The organism is Mesorhizobium sp. GbtcB19 (assembly GCF_019091085.1).
Lineage (GTDB): Bacteria > Pseudomonadota > Alphaproteobacteria > Rhizobiales > Rhizobiaceae > Mesorhizobium.
On record NZ_JAGXJY010000001.1, the window covers coordinates 555,527 to 577,034 of the forward strand.

The 21,508-nt window shown below is 63.8% G+C and carries 25 protein-coding genes, 1 other RNA gene and 1 pseudogene; 11 read left to right on the forward strand and 16 right to left on the reverse strand.

The window, feature by feature from the left end:
- Positions 1-12: 12 nt before the first annotated feature.
- Complete coding sequence (miaA, locus tag KVT37_RS02630; protein WP_217569910.1) at positions 13-957, reverse strand: tRNA (adenosine(37)-N6)-dimethylallyltransferase MiaA; 945 nt, start codon at positions 955-957, stop codon at positions 13-15.
- Here miaA and serB point away from each other — a divergent pair.
- Both serB and KVT37_RS02640 read left to right on the forward strand, forming a co-directional pair.
- Positions 947-1,834 (forward strand): phosphoserine phosphatase SerB, encoded by an 888-nt coding sequence (gene serB, locus KVT37_RS02635; protein ID WP_217569328.1) that lies wholly within the window; start codon positions 947-949, stop codon positions 1,832-1,834. The two genes, miaA and serB, sit on opposite strands and share 11 nt — an antisense overlap.
- Positions 1,831-2,394, forward strand: a complete 564-nt coding sequence (locus tag KVT37_RS02640) for a GNAT family N-acetyltransferase (protein ID WP_217569330.1) — start codon at positions 1,831-1,833, stop codon at positions 2,392-2,394. The genes serB and KVT37_RS02640 overlap by 4 nt, the downstream gene beginning before the upstream one ends.
- Here KVT37_RS02640 and KVT37_RS02645 read toward each other — a convergent pair whose 3' ends face one another.
- The 7 genes from KVT37_RS02645 to KVT37_RS02675 all read right to left on the reverse strand — a co-directional run bounded on the left by KVT37_RS02645 (position 2,395) and on the right by KVT37_RS02675 (position 8,896).
- Complete coding sequence (locus tag KVT37_RS02645; protein WP_217569332.1) at positions 2,395-2,655, reverse strand: toxin-antitoxin system HicB family antitoxin; 261 nt, start codon at positions 2,653-2,655, stop codon at positions 2,395-2,397.
- Between the two features lie 538 nt (positions 2,656-3,193).
- On the reverse strand, positions 3,194-4,711 hold the full coding sequence (locus KVT37_RS02650) for a DegQ family serine endoprotease (protein ID WP_217569334.1): 1,518 nt from the start codon (positions 4,709-4,711) through the stop codon (positions 3,194-3,196).
- Positions 4,712-4,857: 146 nt separating this feature from the next.
- Positions 4,858-5,043 (reverse strand): DUF2065 domain-containing protein, encoded by a 186-nt coding sequence (locus KVT37_RS02655; protein ID WP_217569336.1) that lies wholly within the window; start codon positions 5,041-5,043, stop codon positions 4,858-4,860.
- A 5-nt stretch (positions 5,044-5,048) separates the two neighbouring features.
- The gene (hflC, locus tag KVT37_RS02660) at positions 5,049-6,005 is read right to left on the reverse strand and encodes a protease modulator HflC (protein ID WP_217569338.1); all 957 of its coding nucleotides are present in this window, start codon (positions 6,003-6,005) and stop codon (positions 5,049-5,051) included.
- The gene (gene hflK / locus KVT37_RS02665) at positions 6,005-7,111 is read right to left on the reverse strand and encodes an FtsH protease activity modulator HflK (RefSeq protein ID WP_217569340.1); all 1,107 of its coding nucleotides are present in this window, start codon (positions 7,109-7,111) and stop codon (positions 6,005-6,007) included. The genes hflC and hflK overlap by 1 nt, the downstream gene beginning before the upstream one ends.
- A gap of 247 nt (positions 7,112-7,358) precedes the next feature.
- A complete protein-coding gene (locus KVT37_RS02670; RefSeq protein ID WP_217569342.1) occupies positions 7,359-7,877 on the reverse strand; it encodes a dihydrofolate reductase in 519 nt (172 codons plus the stop codon).
- Entirely contained in the window at positions 7,877-8,896 is a 1,020-nt protein-coding gene (locus tag KVT37_RS02675) for a DUF4424 domain-containing protein (RefSeq protein ID WP_217569344.1), read from the reverse strand. Before KVT37_RS02675 ends, KVT37_RS02670 begins: the two co-directional genes overlap by 1 nt.
- 139 nt (positions 8,897-9,035) lie before the next feature.
- Here KVT37_RS02675 and cobF point away from each other — a divergent pair, with 139 nt between their 5' ends.
- The gene (cobF, locus tag KVT37_RS02680; protein ID WP_217569347.1) at positions 9,036-9,818 is read left to right on the forward strand and encodes a precorrin-6A synthase (deacetylating); all 783 of its coding nucleotides are present in this window, start codon (positions 9,036-9,038) and stop codon (positions 9,816-9,818) included.
- A 68-nt stretch (positions 9,819-9,886) separates the two neighbouring features.
- On the opposite strand, the gene KVT37_RS02685 is transcribed toward cobF, so the two are convergent.
- The 4 genes from KVT37_RS02685 to modA form a co-directional block, all read right to left on the reverse strand.
- The gene (locus KVT37_RS02685) at positions 9,887-10,228 is read right to left on the reverse strand and encodes a winged helix-turn-helix domain-containing protein (RefSeq protein WP_217569348.1); all 342 of its coding nucleotides are present in this window, start codon (positions 10,226-10,228) and stop codon (positions 9,887-9,889) included.
- An 85-nt stretch (positions 10,229-10,313) separates the two neighbouring features.
- Positions 10,314-11,426: a molybdenum ABC transporter ATP-binding protein gene (gene modC, locus KVT37_RS02690; RefSeq protein ID WP_217569350.1), complete on the reverse strand. Its 1,113-nt coding sequence runs from the start codon at positions 11,424-11,426 to the stop codon at positions 10,314-10,316.
- Entirely contained in the window at positions 11,423-12,127 is a 705-nt protein-coding gene (gene modB / locus KVT37_RS02695; RefSeq protein WP_217569352.1) for a molybdate ABC transporter permease subunit, read from the reverse strand. Before modB ends, modC begins: the two co-directional genes overlap by 4 nt.
- 19 nt (positions 12,128-12,146) lie before the next feature.
- A complete protein-coding gene (gene modA / locus KVT37_RS02700; protein ID WP_217569354.1) occupies positions 12,147-12,941 on the reverse strand; it encodes a molybdate ABC transporter substrate-binding protein in 795 nt (264 codons plus the stop codon).
- Between the two features lie 174 nt (positions 12,942-13,115).
- On the opposite strand from modA, the gene KVT37_RS02705 reads away from it, so the two are divergent.
- Together KVT37_RS02705 and tsaA are read left to right on the forward strand one after the other, a co-directional pair.
- On the forward strand, positions 13,116-13,325 hold the full coding sequence (locus KVT37_RS02705; protein ID WP_217569356.1) for a molybdopterin-binding protein: 210 nt from the start codon (positions 13,116-13,118) through the stop codon (positions 13,323-13,325).
- A gap of 13 nt (positions 13,326-13,338) precedes the next feature.
- A pseudogene (gene tsaA / locus KVT37_RS02710) lies at positions 13,339-13,829 on the forward strand (tRNA (N6-threonylcarbamoyladenosine(37)-N6)-methyltransferase TrmO).
- A gap of 3 nt (positions 13,830-13,832) precedes the next feature.
- On the opposite strand, the gene KVT37_RS02715 reads toward tsaA, so the two are convergent.
- Both KVT37_RS02715 and KVT37_RS02720 read right to left on the reverse strand, forming a co-directional pair.
- Positions 13,833-14,627: a thymidylate synthase gene (locus KVT37_RS02715; RefSeq protein ID WP_217569358.1), complete on the reverse strand. Its 795-nt coding sequence runs from the start codon at positions 14,625-14,627 to the stop codon at positions 13,833-13,835.
- Between the two features lie 146 nt (positions 14,628-14,773).
- Complete coding sequence (locus KVT37_RS02720) at positions 14,774-15,085, reverse strand: DUF2853 family protein (RefSeq protein WP_140644165.1); 312 nt, start codon at positions 15,083-15,085, stop codon at positions 14,774-14,776.
- Between the two features lie 168 nt (positions 15,086-15,253).
- Between KVT37_RS02720 and ssrA the strand changes: the two genes are divergently transcribed.
- Positions 15,254-15,614: a transfer-messenger RNA gene (ssrA, locus tag KVT37_RS02725) on the forward strand.
- A gap of 101 nt (positions 15,615-15,715) precedes the next feature.
- Entirely contained in the window at positions 15,716-16,273 is a 558-nt protein-coding gene (locus tag KVT37_RS02730; protein ID WP_217569360.1) for an AAA family ATPase, read from the forward strand.
- A gap of 45 nt (positions 16,274-16,318) precedes the next feature.
- On the opposite strand, the gene KVT37_RS02735 is transcribed toward KVT37_RS02730, so the two are convergent.
- Positions 16,319-17,524 (reverse strand): multidrug effflux MFS transporter, encoded by a 1,206-nt coding sequence (locus tag KVT37_RS02735; RefSeq protein ID WP_217569362.1) that lies wholly within the window; start codon positions 17,522-17,524, stop codon positions 16,319-16,321.
- A 211-nt stretch (positions 17,525-17,735) separates the two neighbouring features.
- On the opposite strand from KVT37_RS02735, the gene KVT37_RS02740 reads away from it, so the two are divergent.
- The 4 genes from KVT37_RS02740 (at position 17,736) to KVT37_RS02755 (ending at position 19,511) form a co-directional block, all read left to right on the forward strand.
- Positions 17,736-18,419 carry a TetR/AcrR family transcriptional regulator gene (locus tag KVT37_RS02740; RefSeq protein ID WP_217569364.1) on the forward strand — a complete coding sequence of 228 codons (684 nt, stop codon included), beginning with the start codon at positions 17,736-17,738 and terminating at the stop codon, positions 18,417-18,419.
- Between the two features lie 116 nt (positions 18,420-18,535).
- A complete protein-coding gene (locus tag KVT37_RS02745; RefSeq protein WP_217569367.1) occupies positions 18,536-19,069 on the forward strand; it encodes an SspB family protein in 534 nt (177 codons plus the stop codon).
- Positions 19,070-19,077: 8 nt separating this feature from the next.
- Positions 19,078-19,275, forward strand: a complete 198-nt coding sequence (locus KVT37_RS02750; protein ID WP_217569369.1) for a DUF4169 family protein — start codon at positions 19,078-19,080, stop codon at positions 19,273-19,275.
- An 8-nt stretch (positions 19,276-19,283) separates the two neighbouring features.
- The gene (locus KVT37_RS02755; protein WP_217569370.1) at positions 19,284-19,511 is read left to right on the forward strand and encodes a ribbon-helix-helix domain-containing protein; all 228 of its coding nucleotides are present in this window, start codon (positions 19,284-19,286) and stop codon (positions 19,509-19,511) included.
- An 8-nt stretch (positions 19,512-19,519) separates the two neighbouring features.
- Here KVT37_RS02755 and KVT37_RS02760 read toward each other — a convergent pair whose 3' ends face one another.
- The gene (locus tag KVT37_RS02760) at positions 19,520-21,322 is read right to left on the reverse strand and encodes a chloride channel protein (protein WP_217569372.1); all 1,803 of its coding nucleotides are present in this window, start codon (positions 21,320-21,322) and stop codon (positions 19,520-19,522) included.
- Between the last annotated feature and the right edge of the window lie 186 nt (positions 21,323-21,508).

Below are 21,508 nucleotides of genomic sequence, written 5' to 3' on the forward strand. Positions count from 1 at the left end.
AAATGGTATTAGTCAGTCGGCGATCGCCGGTTCATCGCCGGGCCGCAGCCTCCGCCACTCCGCGCCCAGCTGATGCCGGAACCAGGTCGACTGACGCTTGGCATACTGCCTGGTCGCGATCTTGGCGCGTTCAATCGCTTCCGGAAAACCGGACTGTCCGGCCATCGCCGCCTGCAGTTCGCGCACCCCGATCGCTTTCATCGCCGGCAGGTCCGGGTCGAGGTCGAGCGCCGCAAGCTGCCGCACCTCGCCGAGCGCGCCCTTGTCGAGCATCTGGTCGAACCGCGTCTCGATGCGCTGGACCAATTCCGTCCGGTCCGGCTCGATGACCAGGAAGCGCGCGCTGTCGCGGTCGATCAGCGGGCGGCCGCGCGCCGCCTGCCATTCCAGGATCGAGCGCCCCGAAGCGTCGAGCACTTCGAGCGCCCGCACGATACGCTGTCCATCGGTCGGCCGGAGCTGCATGGCGACCGCCGAATCCTCGTGCATCAGCAGGCGATGCAGCCTTTCAGCCCCTTGTTCCTTGAGCTCGTAGCGCCAGCGCTCGCGCACGGACGCAGGAATGTCCGGCATATCCGAGATGCCTTCGGCCAGCGCACGAAAATAGAGCCCGGTGCCGCCGACGAAAACGACCGGTCGGCCCGACAGAACGCCGTCGTCGATCAGCTTCGTCACGTCGCGCAGCCAGGCGCCGGTGGAATAGGCTGTCGAAGGATGCACGTGGCCGTAGAGGAAGTGCGGTGCGCGAGCCATTTCGGCGGCGCTCGGCCGCGCCGTCAAGATATCGAGCACCGAATAGCCCTGCATGGAATCGGTGTTGACGATGACGCCGCCACCACGCTCGGCAAGGTCGAGCGCCAGTGCCGACTTGCCGCTGGCTGTCGGCCCGGCTATCAGGATCGCGTTCTTGACGCGGCCTTCGCCCGCCTGCCTGCCGGAAGTCTCGATGCTGCTGATCGCCACGCTAGTGTCCCGTCCAGAAGCCCGCGCCGTGCCGGCCTCGCTTGCGAATATGGCCTTGCGGGCCGCCGGCGCAAGCGCCGTTCATTGGCTGGCTGAAGACGTTGCCTGCGATCTCGTCTTGCCGCAGGCGCCGGATATCGGCGAAATGACGGCCAATCTGCGCGCGGCACTGGCTTCCGAGCCGGTCGACGTCATCGTCCAGCCTGCTGAAGGCAGGCGCAAGAAGATCCTGCTCGCTGACATGGATTCGACGATGATCGACCAGGAATGCATCGACGAGCTCGCCGACGAAATCGGCGTCAAGGACCATGTGGCGGCGATCACCGCGCGCTCGATGAATGGCGAGATCGCCTTCGAGCCCGCCTTGCGCGAACGCGTCGCCTTGCTGAAAGGTCTCGACACCGCAGTGGTCGACCGCATCATCGCCAACCGGCTGACGCTCGCCGCCGGCGGCCGCGCGCTGGTGCAAACCATGCGCGCCAACGGCGCCTGGACAGCGCTGGTCTCGGGCGGTTTCGACGTCTTCACCAGCCGCATCGCCGCGATGCTTGGCTTCCAGGAAAACCGGGCCAACCGCCTGATAGAGGAAGACAGCAAATTCACCGGCATCGTGGCCGAGCCGATCTTAGGCCGCGCTGCCAAGGCCGAAGCGCTCAGCGACATCGCGGCCAGGCTTGGCCTGACGAGCGGGGACGCCATCGCCGTCGGCGACGGCGCCAACGATCTCGACATGATCCGCCTTGCCGGCACGGGCGTCGCGCTGCACGCCAAGCCGTCGGTGGCGGCACAGGCCAAGGTGCGCATCGACAATGCCGACCTGACCGCCCTGCTCTATCTGCAGGGCTATCGGCGCGAGGAGTTCGTCGAATGAAACCCCTGTGCACCGAGCGCCTCATCCTGCGCAACTGGGAGGATCGCGACCGCGCACTCTTCCACCGCATCAACTCCGACGAGCGCGTGATGGAGTTCTTCCCGTTCCGCCGCGACCGCACCACGGCGGACGCCAAGATGGACGAAGTCCGCGCCTGGATCGAAAAGGACGGCTACGGCTTCGCCGCGGCCGAGATTGCGGCAACCGGCGAATGCATCGGCTTCGTCGGATTGTCCGGAACGGAAGACATCGACGTGCTTGCGCCCGGCACGATCGAGATCGGCTGGCGCCTGGCACCGAAATTCTGGGGCAAGGGCTATGTCACCGAGGCAGCGGAAGCCTGGCTCGCCTTCGGCTTCGAAACGCTGAAGCTCAACGAGATCGTCTCTTTCGCGGTTGCCGAAAACCACCGCTCGACCGCCGTCATGAAACGCCTCGGCATGCGCGCCGATCCAAGCGCTGATTTCGACCATCCCGCCGTCCCGGACAGCCATCCGCACCTCAAGCGGCACGTCATGTACCGGCTGTCGCACGCGGACTGGCAGGAACGGCGTTCCTGATCAATGCCTCTTGGAAGGACGTTCGTCCCCGGACTGTAGCGGGGCATCAGTGACCTGGTCGAGAATTCCAGCAAAATCCACGCCGGATGCGTTGCCCGTCCCATGGCGTAGGAAGTCGGCCGCGGTCTCCATCGCACCGACCTTTTGTGCAACGGCCGACACGATCCACTGATTGAGTGAGACACCGTCCGCCTTTGCCAGGCGCACGGCTGCTTCTTTAACCGACGATAGAAGTCTCAACGGATAAGTCGCCTTGCTCATGTTCGAAGTGCTTCCAGGAATTCGACCAATCTTATAACCTGGACATCGCGGGCATACTTGCTGAAGAGTTTTCGAAGGCGTTCTGTCTGCATGTGTGGAATGAACCATTCCCGTTTGCAATGGAACCGATGACAAAGCTGGAATTTGACTACGCATTCCGAGGACAATCCTATCGCTGTGTCGTCGAGCGGCTAGACCGTTCCTGGGGACATGGATTGGAGGTCTGGCGGCACGACGGCGCGGGCAACTTGTTGGACAGAACCCACTGGGCTTGTCATCCCGAATTCGAGAATTTCGAGGCGTTGCAAAGGTTGACGACCGAAGATCTTATCCAGCTGGTAAGACGGGATATGTGCGATGAGGCATTTGAGGCGACAATGCAAAGCGCGAATGGCTCTGGCCTCAAAATATTGTTCAGGATTATGCTGAACAAGGATGACGCCAGGGTGTAGGTATCGCGCAGTTGCTAGAGCATCCAGGACGCTGGGGATGCTCTAGCCGTGCCTTCCAAATCAAGATGTTGAAGGCGTTTCCGGACTCAATCCATCCGGATCGTGACAAACCGCAATTCGCCGGTCTTCGAGGCCAGCATCAGAAGCGCATTCTTGCGGCCCTGCTCCTTCAGCGCGCCGATCCGGTCCATCACGTCCTTCGGCGTGCCGACCGATTCCTGCGCGATCTCGGTGATCACCTCGCCGGGTTGGATACCGCGCTCGGCCGCGGCCGAATCCTTGGCGACATCGGTGATGACCACGCCCGACACGTCGGCGGCGATGCCGAATTTCTGCCGTGTCTGGTCGTTGAGCTCGCCAACCGTCATGCCAAGCACCGAAGCCGTCGACACCGGCGGCGTCGCCTTGTCGCCCGTGCCCTGGTCGGTGTTGCCGTTCTCGCCGCTGGCCAGCTTCTCGCCATCCTCGAGGCGGCCGAGCGTCACCTTGACGGTTTGCTCGACGCCCTTGCGCACGATGACGACGTCGACCGCCTTGCCGACCGGGCTCTCCGCCACGACGCGCGGCAGGTCGCGCATTTCATGGATGTCCTTGCCGTCGAACTTGATGATGACGTCGCCGGCCTGCACCGAACCGTTGTCGACCGGACCGCCCTTGATGACGCCGGCCACCAGCGCGCCCTTGGCGGTTGCCATGCCGAGGCTCTCGGCAATGTCGTCCGTCACCGGCTGGATGCGCACGCCGAGCCAGCCGCGCCGCGTTTCGCCATACTGGCGAAGCTGGTCGACGACGCCCGCGGCAAGCTGCGAGGGAATGGAGAAGCCGATACCGATCGAGCCGCCGGACGGCGAGATGATCGCCGTGTTGATGCCGATGACCTCGCCGGCGGCGTTGAACAGCGGACCGCCGGAATTGCCGCGGTTGATGGCGGCGTCGGTCTGGATGAAGTCGTCATAGGGGCCGGAATTGATGTCGCGGTTGCGCGCCGAGACGATGCCGACCGTCACCGTTCCGCCGAGGCCGAACGGATTGCCGATCGCCATCACCCAGTCGCCGACGCGCATCTTGGTGGAATCGCCGAACTTCACCGCCGTCAGCTTGTGGCCCTTGGGCTCGACCTTCAGCACCGCGACATCAGTCTTGGTGTCGGTGCCAATCAGCTTCGCCTTCAGGGTGATGCCGTCGGAGAAATTGACCTCAATATCGTCGGCATCGGCAATGACGTGGTTGTTGGTCACCACGATGCCCTGCTCGGCGTCGATGACGAAGCCGGAGCCGAGCGATTGCACCTTCTGCGCCGCGCCGCCCTTGTCGCCGCCACGGTTCTTGAAGAAATCGTCGAAGAAGTCCTGGAACGGCGAGCCCTCGGGCAGTTGAGGCATCGGCACCGCACCTGGCCCTTCCGTGCCTTTCACCGTCTGCGAGGTCGAGATGTTGACCACCGCGCCGAGAAGGCGCTCGGCCAGATCAGCGACCGAGGGCGGCCCATCGGAGGCGATCGTCGGCGTGACGAAGGACGGAACGGCAACAATGCCGACCACGAAGGCCGTGGCGCCGGCGAAGACCATGCGCCGCGTCGCGCGCAAAAAGGTGTCGGATATCATCGTGGCCTCCCGGTGTGTCTGAAAAGGACAGGCGCTTTCGCAAAGACGCCCCGTCAAGCTCATGTTGGCAAGAAATAAGGCACGTTTGCGGCTATGGCCATGGTCTCAGGATAAATCGTCGGTCGTCGCGGCACCAATGAATTCGGTCAACCGCGAACCAGCCAGACAATCGCGACGCCGACGGCGATCGCGACCAGCCCACCGATCCGCAACGCATTCTCGGGCATCGACAGCACTTCGCTCGCCAGTTTCCGGGCCAGGCCCGGAAACCCGCCATAGACCAGGCCCTCTATCACCAGGACCAAGCCGATCGCCGCGACAAAATCCTGCACCGCCGCTACTGAGCGGGCTGCGCGGCTGGTGCCGACGGTTGCGCCGCTCCGGATTGCGGCGCCACCGGCTGTCCGGGCTGGGGCTTGCTCTGCGGATCACGGAAGTAGCGGAAGAACTCGGATTCCGGTGAGAGCACCATCGTCGTTCCGCTGTTGTCCAGCGCCGTGCCGTAGGCGTTCATCGAGCGATAGAAGTCGAAGAAAGCCGGATCGCGCTTATAGGCATCCGCGAAGGTGGCGCTGCGCTGGGCCTCGCCCTCACCGCGCAGGATTTCCGATTCCTTCTGCGCCTCGGCGACGATCTCGACGACCTCACGGTCGGCCCGCGCCCTGATGCGCTGCGCCGCCTCGTTGCCGCGGGCTCTCAGCCGCTCGGCCTCGGCCAGGCGCTCGGCCTTCATGCGGTCATAGGTCTGCTGCGAGACCTCCGCCGTCAGATCGGTCCGGCGGATACGCACATCCTCGATATCGAGACCGAGCGAGGTCGCATCGGGGCGAAGCTGATCGCGCACTTCGCGCATCATGACGCCGCGTTCCTCGGAGAGCGCCGCCTCGAAGTCGCGCAGACCGTAGACACGGCGCAGCGCCGCATCGAGACGCGTCCTCAGCCGGGCTTCGGCCAGTTCCACCTGACCGGACACCGCCGCGCGGAAAGTGCGCGGATCCGAGATGCGGTAGGCGATGAAGGCATCGACCTCGTAGAACTTGCCGCCCGAGACCTGGACGCGGATGTTGTCGAGGTCGAAGCGCATCACCCGCTTCTCGACCATTTGCACGCTGTCGGCATCGAAGAAGGCGAACGGCGCCTTGAAATAGACCCCGGGCTCGTTCTTCACGTCGATGATCTCGCCAAACCTGAGCACGATCGCCTGCTGGCCGGCATTGACCACGAAGATCGAGGAGTAGAGCAGGAACAACAGGACAGCCGCAATGACGGCGATGATGGGAAGACGGTTGGCCATCACTGGTTACCTCCCGTCGTGGCGCCCAGGGGCGCCGGCGGCGCCTTCGGCTGCAATGCCGGCAGCGGCAGGTAAGGCAGCACGCCCTGACCGTTGCCCTGCTCGACGACGACCTTGTTGGAGTCCTTCAGGATCTTCTCCATGGTTTCGAGATAGAGGCGCTTGCGCGTGACGTCGGGTGCCTTGGCGTATTCGTTGTAGACGGAGATGAAGCGCTGCGCCTCGCCTTCCGCCTCTTGCACGACGCGGTTCTTGTAGGCGGCTGCGTCTTCGCGGACCTGCGCCGCCTGGCCGCGTGCCTGACCGAGCTTCTGGTTGGAGTACTGGTTGGCCTGCTCGACGAACTTGTCCTCGTCCTGCTCGGCGCGCTGCACCTCGTCGAAGGCATCGGCCACCTCACGCGGCGGCGCCGCGTCCTCGATCGAGACCGCGTTGACCTGGAGGCCGGTCTTGTAGCCGTCGAGCGTGCCCTGGATGATCTCGCGCACAGCCGTTGCGATGCCCTGACGATCGTCGCGGAAAATGTCCTGCGCCGGACGCCGGCCGACAACTTCGCGCATGGCGCTCTCGGCGACTTGGGTCAGCATGCCGTCGGGATCGGAAACGTCGAACAGATAGGCCTTGGGATCGGAGACCTGGTATGCGACCGAGAACTGCACGTTGACGATGTTCTGGTCACCGGACAGCATCAGCCCGGAGCCGCTGGTCGTGCCGCCGCCGATGCTGACGAGCTGCTCGGAAATCTTGGCCGTTTCGACCGTTTCGATCGGCCACCAGTGGAAATGCAGGCCTGGCTGCGAAAGTTCGTTTTTCGGCTGACCGAAGCGCAGCTCGACGGCAACCTCGTCGGGCTGCACGGTGTAGATCGCCTTGAACGCCCACAGCACGATGAGCGCCAGCGCGATAAGGCCGAGCACGGCCGGGCTGGCGCCTCCGCCGCCCGGCAGCGCGCGCCGCAGCCTGTCCTGGCCGCGACGGATGATGTCTTCAAGATCGGGAGGCGAACCTTGCGGGCCGCTCGGCCCCTTCGGTCCCTGCCCCCAGGGCCCCTGATTGCCGCCGCCGCCCCAAGGGCCGCCGCCACCGCTCTTGTCGTTCCAGGGCATGAATGTCCTTTCGCTTCGGTTCCCTCAGGCCTTACGGCGCAATCCTAGCGCATGACCCCAAAAACCCATATCGGTTTTCGAAAAGGAAACATGCGCCAAAATCAAAGTTTTACAGCGGCCTCTTGCGCGTCCGATTGGACGCGCGGCGCTGTAACGTCGTTCTTCTATAGGGACGCGTCGATCCGCTTTCAACGCGATGTGCCATCGCCACCATGCGATTTGGATCGGTAGCGACCCTTTGTCGTCGTCAACGAGCGTCGCTGCGGCGTTCATACACCGTATAGCGGGTGGCGTGGCTGTCCTTCTCGCCCGCGGGAAAATCCTCGGCGCGCACGATTTGCCAGACATCTGGATCGATCGGCGGGAAATGCGCATCGCCCTCGACGCTGGCCAGCACATGCGTGACATGCAGGCGATCGGCAAGCGGCAGGGCCTGGGCATAGATCTCACCGCCACCGACCACGCAGATCTCCTCCGCACCCGCCATGCAGCGACCGCGCACCTTGGCAAGCGCGATCGCGTCACCCAGCGAATGGGCCACCTCGATGCCTTCGGCGCGCCAGGCCTTGTCGCGCGTCACCACGATGTTGAGCCGGCCGGGCAGCGGCCGGCCGATGCCTTCATAGGTCTTGCGACCCATGATGATCGGCTTGCCCATCGTGTCGGCCTTGAACCGCTTCAGATCGGTGGAAAGCCGCCACGGCAGGCCGCCTTCGCGTCCGATCACGCCGTTTTCGGCAATGGCGACATAGATCGCGATGCCCATCAGCCGCCGTTCCCGCCGCTGTCGGACGGCACGAGCAGAAGGATGTCGATATCGTGCTCGGGATAAAAGTCCTTGGCGGTCATCCCGAATGTGGTCGGACCGACCTTGCGGACATTGTCGCCGCAGAAGGAGACCAGATTGCCGGCACTGCCCTTGTCGATGGTCAGCTTGAAGTTGCCTATGGTCCCGGTCGCCCAGTTGCCGCCGGTGGTCAGGATATAGGCGATGCGGCTCTCGTAGTATTTCGGGTAGCCGTCCGGATTGGCCTTCGCGGCCTTGCGCACGGCGTTCTCGAATGTCTGATCCATGCAATAGCGGGTCTTGTAGGTATCGTATTGCGGGCTCTGGAACTGGCCTTCGGAGAAGAAGCTGACCGAGGAGGTGCCGCCGACGCTCGGCTTGTAGCGATGCGAGACGTGGACATCCTTGTTGGCCGGGAAGGTAGAGCGCCACCAATAGGTCGAGCGCAACTGCCAGAACGGCGTGTAGGAAGGGGTCGCGCCCGCACCGTTGTCCGATTCCGGGTCCTGGATGATGATGCCGCGGTTCTCCCAGTCCTCGGCAACCGCCTTGGGCAATTTCGCCAGCGCCGCCTTGGCGGCATCGCCGAACGGGTTGAACGGCACATTCTGCGCCTTCAGGTCGGCGCTGATGTCGATGCCGAGCGCGAAAACCTTCTGTTCGAGCTGCGGCTTGGCGGCGATACCGTCGATGGTCACCTCGAAACCGAGGAAATTGTCGCTCTGGTTCTCCGGGATCGCCGGCATTTCTTCGGGATCGCCCGAAATGTCGGGCATCGGGAAGGCGACGATCGCATCGACATCCTTGTCGGTATTGTTGTGGAACACATAGTCGACGGTCACCTTTTCAGGCGAGATGAAAAGGTCCTCGCTTTGCATGGCGACGGCGTCGCTGCGCGACAGGATCAGGCCGCCGGTGCCAAGCTCGGCGACGGAATCATTGGCGAAGGCCGGAGCGGCCAGAAGCGCCAGCGCTGCGGTCAATACGGTGCGTAACATGGACCCCTCCTCGACGGCGCTACCGGACCAGCCGGACGCTCCTTTCCATCTACCCGTTTCAACACGGTGTTTCAAAGCCCTTCCGCACCGGCTGCCGGGACTTCTGGACACAGCGCCGCCGATCGGGCAGGAGATCGCCATGCGCAAGCTTCTCGTCATCGGCATCGGCGCCGGCAATCCCGACCACATGACGGTCCAGGCCATCGACGGCCTGAACCGCGCCGACGTGCTGTTCATTCCCGACAAGGGAGCGAAGAAGAACGATCTCGCCGATTTGCGCCGGCAGATCTGCGACCGATTCGTGACCAATCCGAAATCGCGCCGGGTCGAGTTCGACGTGCCGGTTCGGGCTGAACCGACATCGTCCTACCGCGTGACCGTCGACGACTGGCACGAAGCGATCGCCGAAATCTACGAGAGCCTGATCCGCGACGAGCTTGCCGAAGATGGCTGCGGCGCCTTCCTGATCTGGGGCGACCCGTCGCTCTATGACAGCGCGCTGCGCATCCTCGAACGGGTTCGCCTCAGAGCCAATGTCGCTTTCGAGCTCGAAGTCATCCCCGGCATCACCGCGATCCAGGCGCTTGCCGCCAGCCACGCGACCGCGCTCAACCGCATCGGCGATTCGATCCTGGTGACGACCGGCCGGCGACTGACGGAGGAAGGACTGCCGGCCAATGCCGGCTCGGTGGTGGTGATGCTCGACGGCAAATGCGCCTTCAACACGCTGGCCGACAAGGATGTCTTCATCCAGTGGGGCGCCTATCTCGGCACGCCGGACGAGATCGTCATCTCCGGACGCTTAGGCGATGTCGGCGCCGAAATCGAGAAGGTGCGCGAAGAAGCCCGGCAAAGGAAGGGCTGGATCATGGATACTTATCTGCTGAGAAAGCCGGAGGAACCGGGAGGCAGTAGGGAATAGGCAATAGGCAGTAGGGAAAAGCACCTGCACCGAATGGCAACCTGCTGCCTACTGCCTACTGCCTATTTCTACCCAGCATCGATCTCCGCCTGCAAAGCCTGCATATGCACCGCCGCTGCGGAAGCAGCGGCGCGCTCTATCGCCCGAAACCGGCTGACGACCGCCAGACCCACTGAAGTCAGTTGCGCACCGCCGCCCTTCTTGCCGCCGGTCTGCGCCGCGACCAGAGGCTTGCCGAACACGCGGTTCATGTCCTCGACCAGGTCCCAGGCATGCTTGTAGGACATCTCCATGCCGCGCGCCGCGGCCGAGATCGAGCCGAAGGCGGCGATCTGCTCCAGAAGCTCGATCTTGCCCGGGCCGATCCGGCCGTCGGGGTCGAGGTTTATCCGCAAGCTCAGCGATGGCATGTCCTGTCCTCCGCGATCATGTCGAGATTATCCTCACTGCCGCCAGACCGCTATTCCAAATCAACATAGCGATATTGCTCTTTCGTCAACCATCCGCCTCAACCGTCAGCCCTGCCCCGGTCGTCGCGCTGTCGAAGCTCACTGTCTTGATGACCGCGAAGACCTGGCGGCCGAGCGCCAGACGAAGGGTGTGTTTGGACTGTTCGGTGATACGCGCCAGCACGATCGCGCCATTGCAGTCTATGGCGATTTCCACCGTCGGCCCGATGCCCGGCCTGACTGCCGTGATCGTCCCCGCCAGAATGTTGAGCGCGCTGAGGCCGGTCGGCTGTTCCGTCGCGACCATGACGTCGCGGGCGCGGATGCGCAGCCGCACCGTGGCTCCGACCGGCCGGGCCAGTTGCGGCACGCGTATCTCGCCGGCCTGCGAGGCAAGCACCGTCATGCCGAAAGCCTCGTCATGGTGCAGAACCTTGGTCTCGAGCACCGCCCCGCCCTCGCCGCGCTCTTCGGCCGGCAACAGGTCCAGCCGCTGCATGATCGCCTCGGTCGGGCCCGAGGCCGCGACCTTGCCATGCGCAAGCACCACGACGTCGCTCGCCAGCCGCGCCACCTCGGCGACGGAATGGCTGACATAGACGATCGGGATCTTCGTCTCGTCGCGCAACCGTTCGATATAGGGCAGGATTTCCGCCTTACGCGCCTCGTCCAGCGAGGCGAGCGGCTCGTCCATCAGAAGCAGTTTTGGGCTGGCAAGCAGGGCGCGGCCGATGGCGACGCGCTGTTTCTCGCCGCCCGACAGTTTCGCCGGCCGCCGGTCGAGCAGATGACCGATGCCGAGCAAGTCGACCACCGCATCCATTTTGGCGTAGCGCTCGGAAGACGGCGTGAACCAGCGGCCGTAACGCAGATTGCCGGCGACGCTCAGATGCGGGAACAGCCGCGCGTCCTGGAACACCATGCCGATCCGCCGCTTGTGCATCGGCACGAAGAGGCGCGCTTCGGTGTCGACCAGCACCCGCCCGTCGACGGCGATGCGGCCTTTGTCCGGCCGGATCAGCCCGGCGATCAGGTTGATCAGCGTCGACTTGCCTGAGCCGGACGGCCCGAACAGCGCCGTCAGCCGGCCGGCGCTGTCGAAACGCGCCTCCACGGCGAATTCGCCGAACCGGTGCTGGATGTCGACGGAGAGCGTCATTCGATGTCCATCCGCCGCCCGACGCGCCGCGCCAGCACTTCCGAGGCGACAAGCGCCAGCATCGAAATGACGATCGAGATCAGCGTCAGCCTGAGCGCGCCCTCGTCGCCGCCGGGAACCTGGGTAAAGGTGTAGATCGCCGAGGGCAGCGTCTGCGTTTCATTGGGGATGTTGGAGACGAAGGTGATGGTGGCGCCGAACTCGCCCATCGCCTTGGCGAAGGAAAGGATCGCGCCGGCGATCAGGCCGGGCAGGATCAGCGGCAGCGTGATGGTGGCGAACACCCAGAGCGGATTGGCGCCGAGCGTGCCGGCTGCCGCCTCCATCTTGCGGTCGACCGCCTCGATCGACAGCCGGATCGCGCGCACCATCAGCGGAAAGCCCATCACGCCGCAGGCCAGCGCGGCGCCCGTCCAGCGGAACGAAAAGACGATGCCGAAATGCTCGGCAAGAAAGGCGCCGGCCGGTCCACGCCGGCCGAAACTGAGCAGGAGCAGATAACCGGTCACCACCGGCGGCAGGATCAGCGGCAGGTGCACCAGCCCATTGAGAAGGGTCTTGCCCCAAAAGCGCCCCCGCGCAAGCAGGAGCGCGATCAGGATGCCGGGCGGCAGGCTGGCGAGCATCGCCACCGTCGCCACCTTGATCGACAGCCGGACCGCATTCCATTCGTCGGGAGTAAGGTCCAGCAGCCAGTTCATATGCGGTGTGAGGTCTTTCTCAGTTGCTCGGCGCGAGCACCGTAAAACCCTGTTCCTTGAAGAGATCGGCGGCCTTGGCCGACTCGACGCACTTCAGGAAGGCAGCCGTATCCTTGTCCTTCGAATCCGCGGTCTGGGCAATCGGGTAGGTGATCGGCGGATGCGAATCCTCCGGGAAGGTGCCGACGACCTTGACGCCCTTGTCGGCATGCGCGTCGGTGGCATAGACGATGCCGAGCGGCGCCTCGCCGGTCGACACCAGCTTAAGTGCTGCGCGCACATTCTCGGCTTGAGCGACCTTGCCCTCGACCGACGACCAGACGCCCAGCGATTCCAGCGCCGCCTTGCCGTATTTACCGGCCGGCACTGCCTTGAAATCGCCCATGGCGAGCTTGCCGTCGCCGATGAGCTTGGCGAGATCGAAACCCTTCTCGATCTTGATCTCGACTTTGGAGTCCTTCGGCGCCACCAGCACGATCTGGTTGCCGAGCAGCTTCACTTCGGTATCCGGCTTGGTCAGCTTCTTGTCGGAGAGATATTTCATCCAGTCGAGGTCGGCCGAGACGAAAATGTCGGCCGGCGCGCCGCCTTCGATCTGCTTGGCCAGCGCCGAGCTCGCCGCGTAGGAAATGGTCGCGGCCTCGCCGACTTCCGGCTCGCAGGCCTTGTTGACCGCGTCGAGCGCGTCCTTGAGGCTCGCCGCGGCGAACACGATCACCTTGTCGTCGGCATGGGCCGCCGGCACCGCGGCCATCAGCATCGCCGTCAGACCGCCGACGGCGATCGCCTTCAATCCAAAACCCTTGCCCGTCATCAAATCTCTCCCTGGTTTTCAAATCCGTACGGCCCAAAGCCTCGGACCGATATATCCGGATGAACATAACAAGGGAAGGCCTGCGCCATTGGCATTTTCGTGCCTCAATCGGCGTGGCAGGGCGCGATTGTTCTGGTAAGACGATTCCCAAACGAAACCGGAAAGGAAGCATCCATGAAGATCAGCGCCCGCAACATCCTCAAGGGTAAGGTCACCGATATCGTCAAGGGAGCCACCACCTCGCATGTCAGGATCGACATCGGCGGCGGCGTCATCGTCACCGCCTCGATCACCAACGAGGCGGTCGCCGACCTCGCGCTCGAAAAAGGCAAGCAGGCCTATGCGGTGATCAAGGCCTCGGATGTGATGGTCGGCATCGACTGAGCCGGCAGCTGGCGTGGTCCGCGAGAACGAGATCCGCCCGGGCGAGGTCGCCGTCGATCCACCGCCGGCGACCGATGCCGGGCTGGTCTTCATCGGCGTGATCCGCACCTCATGGGCCTCGCGCCTTGTCACGCCGCGCCAAGGCCGGGCCGACGGCCCGGTCTGCCGCATCGAGATCTTCGAGCCATGGTGGCCGGCGCTTGACGGCGTGGAAAAATTCGAGCGCCTGGAGGTGCTCTACTGGCTGCATCTGTCGCGGCGCGACCTTGTCATGCAAAGCCCGGCGAGCGACGGTACGGCGCGCGGCACATTCGCCTTGCGCTCGCCGGTGCGCCCGAACCCAATCGGCACTTCGATCGCAGCTTTCGTCGATCTCGAAGGCGCACGCTTCTGGTACGCGGGCTTGATTGCGTCGACGGCACGCCGCTGCTCGACATCAAGCCGGACCGGACCTTGTTCAAGCCGATCGCACCGCCGCAGGCGGGTGATTTCGAAACAGGCTAAGCGCTACACTGCGATCGGCGCCTTGATGTTGGCGTCAGCGAAATAGTTCTCGAGGCGGAAGTCCTCGAAACGGAAGGCGAAAAGGTCCTTCACCTCCGGATTGATCCACATCGTCGGCAAGGCCTTGGGCGTGCGCCGCATCTGCTCGCGCGCCTGCTCGAAATGGTTCGAATAAAGATGCGCGTCGCCCAGCGTGTGGACGAAGTCGCCGGGCTTAAGCCCGGTGACCTGCGCCACCATCATGGTCAGCAAGGCATAGGAGGCGATGTTGAACGGCACGCCGAGGAAGATATCGCCTGACCGCTGGTAGAGCTGGCAGGAAAGCCGGCCTTCCGAGACATAGAACTGGAACAGGCAGTGGCAGGGCGGCAGCGCCATCGCCTCGACCTCGGCCGGGTTCCAGGCCGAAACGATCAGCCGGCGCGAGTTGGGATTCTTGCGTATCTCCTTCAAAAGGCCGGCAATCTGGTCGATCGTGCCGCCGTGGCCGTCCGGCCATGAGCGCCACTGCTTGCCGTAGACCGGACCGAGATCGCCGTTCTCGTCGGCCCATTCGTCCCAGATGCTGACACCGTTGTCGTTGAGATATTTGATATTCGTGTCGCCGGCCAGGAACCACAAAAGCTCGTGGATGATCGACTTCAGATGCAGCTTCTTGGTGGTGGTGACCGGGAAGCCGCGCGACAGGTCGAAGCGCATCTGGTAGCCGAACACCGAGCGCGTACCTGTACCGGTGCGGTCGCCGCGGTCAGCGCCGTTCTCCAGCACATGCTTCAACAGGTCGAGATATTGGCGCATCGGCTCTGCCTCGATTCGGGACGACAGCCAATCATAGCCGACTGACCGCCGATCGAACACCGCAAACCCGGCGGCAAATGTGGACCACGCCATACAACTCCGCGGCGCCGGCACGGCTTCGTGCCGGCCGCCGGGTGGCTTGCGCCTCAGAGCGAGCCGAGTTTGCCGAGGTCCTTCGCCACCAGATAATAGAAGGTCACGCGGCTCTTGGTGTTGTCCGCATGCATCGCCTTGCAGGTCTTCTCGATCGAGGCGTTGGCCTTGGCGGCATCCGCGATGCCGAGCTTCTTGCCGATCCAATTCTCCCGCACGCGGTCGAGCTCCTTCGGGTCGGTGCAGGACACCAGCGAGGAATCGCGGTTCCGGAGCGCAATGCCCAGATGCTTGACGATCTTGTCGACAGCGTCGGCGCTGGCGCCGGCGTCGTATTTCTTCACGTCCGCTAGATAATCGGCCATCAAACTTCCCCTCGTCGGCGCCACGGATCCGGTCGATGAGGGTTGCGGCGCGTTGCGCAACTTGTGCGCTAGGTCAGAGACTCCTCACCGTGAGCGAGATTTGATTGTGTCAGCGCGCAAGTCAACCCTTGGCTGCGCAGTTTGGCATAACTGGATAAGCGCCGGTTTGGCCTTTCTTTTTGCCTCATCGCTCCCTATATTCGCTTCGTCGGCTTGACCGACTATGGCGATAAACAGGCGATGAAATAAGCCGTTCGGACCCGGGGGCGGTACCCGGCGCCTCCACCAAAAACCGCTCTGGCTGACGGAGCGGCTTTTGCTGGGGGCGAAATAGGATCGACGAAGGTGTAAAGATCGTACTTTTGCCCGGCATTGTACCACCGTCATCGGGCTAAACTTATAGTTGCCAACGACAACTATGCGGAAGCTCGTCTCGCTGCTTAATGCGGCGCGAACGCTTCAAATCAAGTCCTAGCGGTTCGCACTTCTAGGCGGGGTTCGGAGGTACCTGGCAACAGAAACCTCCACCTTCCCCCCTTTTTGCTTCTTCCTCAATCAACCGAACGGCCAAGGCTCGTCCGGCGCCTGGTGCGCGGCGGAACCTTGCCGCACATCATCCATGGACAAGCGATGCAAAACGATTCCGACCGATTCTTCGTGCTGACCGGCGGCCCCGGCTCCGGCAAAACCACGCTGATCGAAGCGCTGCGGACAGAAGGTTTCGCGACCGCGCCCGAAGCCGGACGCGGCATCATCCGCGACCAGATGGCGATCGGCGGCGCTGCCCTTCCCTGGCAGGACCGCGCGCGGTTCGCCGAATTGATGCTGTCGTGGGAACTGCGCTCCTGGCACGCCGCGCATGGCGAGACCGGTCCGGTCTTCTTCGATCGTGGCGCACCCGACACGATCGGCTATCTCAGGCTCTGCGGCTTGCCGGTGCCGGATCACGTCGCAAACGCCGCGCGGAAATTCCGCTATGCGCGCCGCGTTTTCGTGGCCCCGCCATGGCCTGAAATCTTCGCCCAGGATGAAGAGCGCAAGCAGACGCTCGACGAAGCCGAGCGCACATTCCGCTCGGTGACCGGCGTCTATGCGCAGCTCGGCTACGAATTGGTGACCTTGCCGCTTGTCTCTGTCGAAGAGCGGATGCGCTTCGTGCTTGAGCAGGTCAGGTTGCGACAGGCATAAAAAAGGCCGGGCAAGCCCGGCCTTTTGGTTGTTTCGAGGCGCGCCCTACTCCGCCGGCGCTTCGACCGCTTCGCGCGCGCGGCCGAGCGTCAGCTTGGCCAGCGTGAAGGAGATCACCGCGCAGAGCGTGATGCCGGCCACCATCGGCAGCGGCGTGCCGTCGAAGAAGATGCCGGCGACGCCCATGGCGAGCGCGCCGATTGCGAAATGCAAAGTGCCCATCAGCGCCGAGGCCGTGCCGGCGATCTCGCCATGCTCTTCCATCGCCAACACCGAGGTGGTCGGGATGACAAGGCCAAGGAAGCCGTAGCCGACGAACAGCAGCGCCGCCATCACGTCGAGCCGGTCGACGCCGGCGGCCATGATCGCGAACAGCGCCACCATCACCGTGGCGTAGCCGGTGACCGCCACCCAGACGACGCGCTTCAGACCGAACCGATCGGCCAAGAGGCCGGTCAGCTGCGACATGCCGATGAAGGCGACCGCGTTGATCGAGAAGAACACGCTGTAGACCGACGGCGACAGGCCGTAATGGTCAATCAGGATGAAGGACGAGCTCGACAGATAGACGAAGAAACTCGCAATGCCGAAGCCGGCGATCGCCACAAGGCCGAGGAAGTTGCGGTCGCCCATCAGGTAGCGGTAGCCGGCAAGCGCCGTGCCGAAGGATGAGCCGGCGCGCTCTTCGACCGGCCGCGTCTCCTTGAGCGAGGTGGCCAGCAGGATGGTAGCCAAGGCAGCCGCGCCCGTGACGGTCCAGAACACGGCGCGCCAACCAAAACTCTCGATGATCTGGCTGCCGGTCAGCGGCGCGAGAATCGGCGACACCGAGAACACCAGCATCAGAAGCGACATCAGCTTGGCGGCCTCGTTGCCGGTGTGCAGGTCGCGCACGATGGCGCGCGGCACGGCCATGCCGGCGCTGGCGCCGAGACCCTGCAGGAAGCGGAACGCGATCAGCCATTCGATATTGGGCGCCATCGCCGAGCCGACGCCGCCGACCATGAACAGCGCCAGGCCTGCGTAAAGCGGCAGCTTGCGCCCGACCATGTCGGAGATCGGCCCGACGACGATCTGACCGAACCCCATCGACAGGAAGAAGATCAAAAGGCTCATCTGCACGGCGGCGGTGCCGGCATGCAGGTCCTGGCCGATCGAAGGCAGCGCGGGGAGATACATATCGATCGCGAACGGGCCGATTGCGGACAACAAGCCGAGCACGACCGCAATGCGGAGGAATTTGGGACTCATGATAAGGCTCTTTTCGGATCTGGTTGCCGCCGCGAAATATCGGCGTCTGAACCCAGGACGTTCCATCCCGCGGAAATTCGACATCTGAGAACGAATTTGTTCGTCTCTTAGGAACGAACACATCCGTTTCCGCAGCCCGGACTTCCCTTTGTTGTGTCCACAAATTTAGACAGCCTTGTCCAATTCGTCAATCACAGCTATATAGATTTTCATGAAGCACGGCGTTTCTCCTGACACTTTCCCGCCACGCAGCCATGAGGCCAAGCGCGTGTCGGTGGTCGACGCTGCTGCTTCTGTTTTTTGCCGGGAAGGCTATGCCGGCGCCAATATCGACCTGATCGCGGCCGAGGCCGGCGTGTCGCGGCAGACCGTCTACAACCATCATGGTGACAAGGAAAAGCTCTTCGTCGCCGTCGTGCGCGACCTGACGGAGCGCTGCAATGCCGGCATATTCGCCACCATCGCCAGCTTCCCCGACCAGCCCGCTGAGCTTGAAGCCGATCTGATCGCCTTTGCCGTGCGCATGAACCGCAACTGCATCTGCAACCGCGATGGCCGTTTCCTGCGCAAGCTGATCCAGGCCGAGGGCGAGCGTTATCCGGAACTGTTTGCCGAATGGCGCGAACAGGGCCCGGGCCGCACCTGGTCGGCGCTTGCCGCGCGCTTCGCCCGGCTTGCCTTCGCCGGCCATCTGTCGATCGGCGACCCGGATGTCGCGGCGCGTCAGTTCCTCGCCCTCGTCAACGCCGAGCTTCAGATCACTTTCGTGCTGGGCGGCATGCCGACCGAGGAAGAGGTGCTGCGCTCCGCCACGAACGGCGTGCGGACCTTTCTCAACGCCTTCGGCAGGAAGAAATCGCCAGCCGGCAAACAGGCGGCACTCGTTCACGCCTGAGCGATCAAATCGCCGGTATCCCTCTTGGCCTCACGGCTTTGCGCCTATATGCGGTTTACGCCGCGCTTAAGCTTGATTACAGCTATGCGGACGATTCAACGGAATCCGACCATCACATGGCCGACGACCACATCCGCTACGACATTCTGGCCCAGGAGGCACTGCGCGGCGTCATGCGCAAGGTCCTGGCCGAGGTCGCGCGCACCGGCCTTCCGGGCAATCATCATTTCTTCATCACCTTCCTGACCGGCGCGCCGGGCGTGCGCATCTCATCCAGGCTGCGCGAGCGCTATCCGGAGCAGATGACCATCGTCATCCAGTTCCAGTACTGGGACCTCAAGGTGACGGATGCCGGCTTCGAAGTCGGGCTTTCCTTCTCCGACGTGCCGGAAAAGCTCGAAATCCCCTTCTCCGCCGTGCGCGGCTTCTATGATCCGTCGGTCAACTTCGAACTCGAATTCGATGTTAAGACCGAGGGTATGGAAGAAGAGGCCGCCGCTGCTCCGGCCGCCGAACCGATCGCCGTCGTCCCCGAGAAGAAGGCCGAAACCAAGAAGAAGGCTGCCGAGGCCGAGAAGAAGCCGGCGGTCGCCGAGACCGGCGGCAAGGGCGCCGACGTCGTTTCGCTCGACGCCTTCCGCAAGAAGTAGGCGGCACCATGGGAGAGATCGTCAATCTCCGCCAGGCCCGCAAGCAGAAAGCGCGCATCGAGAAAGAACGCCAGGCTGGCGAGAACCGGGCGCTCCATGGCCGCACCAAGGCAGAGCGCGAGCGGGATCGGCTGACGTCCGAAAAGACGGAGAGATTCGTCGCCGGCCATCGCCGTGAAAAACCCGACGATCCCGGCAAGCGCTGAGAGCTGCCATGGCCGCGGTCGAAAAACGTTCTGTAACGATCCGCGGTCACCGCACCAGCTTTTCGCTGGAACAGCCCTTCTATGACGATCTCATCGCCATCGCCGCGGAGCGCTCGCAGTCGCTCGCGGCTCTGGTCGCCGAGATCGACGAGACGCGCACCCGAGACGCCAACCTGTCGTCGGCGCTCAGGCTCTACGTGCTTGCCTGGGCAAAGCGCGGCGGCGCGACGCCCTGAGGATGGTTTCAGGCCGGATCGTCGACGCTTTGTCGTGCCTTGCGCCTGGCGCCAAAGCTGAGCAAGGCGGTGCGGTCGCGCTCCTCCGCCTGCTTTTTCGACCTTACCCGCATCATGTCTTTCCAGCCGATATAGCCGACGAGCCGTTCATCCTCGCGTGAGACCACCGGCAGATGCGAGACATTGGCCAAGAGCAGCTTGTCGGAAAGCGCTTCCAGATATTCGTCCGGATAAGCGAGCGTGATCTTGCTGCCGGCGAGCAGTTCGCCGAGCGTCGCCTTGCGATGCTTGCCGTTACGACGCCAGCGCAGGATCGCCGGCGGATCGATGACGCCCAGCACATGCCCCGCCTCGTCGATCACCGGGAAGCTCGGATGCCGTGTGTCCGGCGCGGTCAGGAAGGCTGCGGCGCCATGCAGCGTCATCGTCGCCGGCACGCTCTCGACCGTGGTCGTCATCACCTCGCGCACCCTGGTCAGCGCGAAGGGATCGACGCGGTATTCGCGAATGATGTGATGCCCGCGCCGCGCCACCTTCTCGGTCAGGATCGAGCGCTTCATCAGCAGCACGGTCACGGCATGAGCGGTGGCGCAGGCTGCGATCAGCGGCACCAGAACATGCGTGTTGCCGGTGAGCTCCGTGGCAAAGAAGGTCGCGGTCAACGGCGCGCGCATGGTGCCGCCCATGGTCGCGGCCATCGCCAGCAGCGGCCAGAAGCCGGGGCTCGCTTCGGGCAGGATACCCGACAACACCGCTCCCATCGCGCCGCCCATGATCAGCAGCGGCGCCAGCACGCCGCCAGAGGTCCCCGACCCCAGCGCAACCGACCAGATGATGGCCTTCACCACCAGAAGCAGCAGCGCGGCGGTCGCCACCGTGCGGCCGTCGAGCATGTTGGCGATGTTGTCATAGCCGACGCCAAGCGCCTGCGGCTCGATCAAGCCGCCTATGCCGACCACCAGGCCGCCGATCATCGGCCACCACATCCAGTGTATCGGCAGCTTCAGGAAGGCGTCCTCGCAGGCATAGACCAATTGCGTCAGCAGGCCCGAAAGCAGGCCGGCGCAGACACCGATCAGCACCCAGCCGCCCAGCCCTGTGACCGACGCCTCCATGGTCCCCGAGAACGGAAAGATCGGTCCTGGCAGGTGCAGCAAGGTGCGTTCGACTTCGGCGACGATCGCCGCGACCGCGACCGGGATGAAGCTGCGCGGCGTCCATTCGAACAGGAGCAGTTCCACGGCAAGCATGATCGCGGCGATCGGCGTGCCGAACACTGTCGTCATGCCGGCGGCCGCACCGGCCACAAGCAGCGTCTTGCGCTCATTGTCGCTGACTGGCAGCATCTGCGCAATCAGAGAACCGATGGCGCCGCCGGTCATGATGATCGGTCCCTCGGCGCCGAACGGTCCGCCCGAGCCGATCGAGATTGCCGACGACAACGGCTTCAGCACCGCGACCTTGGCGTCGAGCCGCGAGCGCCCGAGCAGGATCGCCTCGATGGCTTCTGGAATGCCGTGGCCGCGGATCTTCTCGCTGCCGAAGCGCGCCATCAGGCCGATGATCAGCGCGCCGATGACCGGCACGATCACCGCTGCCAACCCAAGCGGCGTGTCCTCGAGCCTCAGTTCGGCAAGCGAGAACTGACCGAAATAGGCGACGTTTGTGGCGAGCCGGATGAGCTTCAGGAGCACGATGCCGGCAAACAGCCCGGCGGTCGCCACCACCACGGCGATGGCCGCGATAACGAGCACGCGCGGATCGGTGGTGAAGTCGCGAAGATGGCCGTTGCCGGCGTGAGCGGATTTCATTGTGGGAGCCTGAACTTTCTGGCGGCGCAACAGACCGCCCTGTTTTCGGCGACTTAATATCGTAATACGATATAATGCTTCAAGGCCGTTTTCGATCATCGATCCGCGTCATTTTGGACAAGGATCGCGCCAGGCCTCGAACTTTCGCCCACGCTTTCAAAAGAGTAGAGCTTTGACGGGAAACAG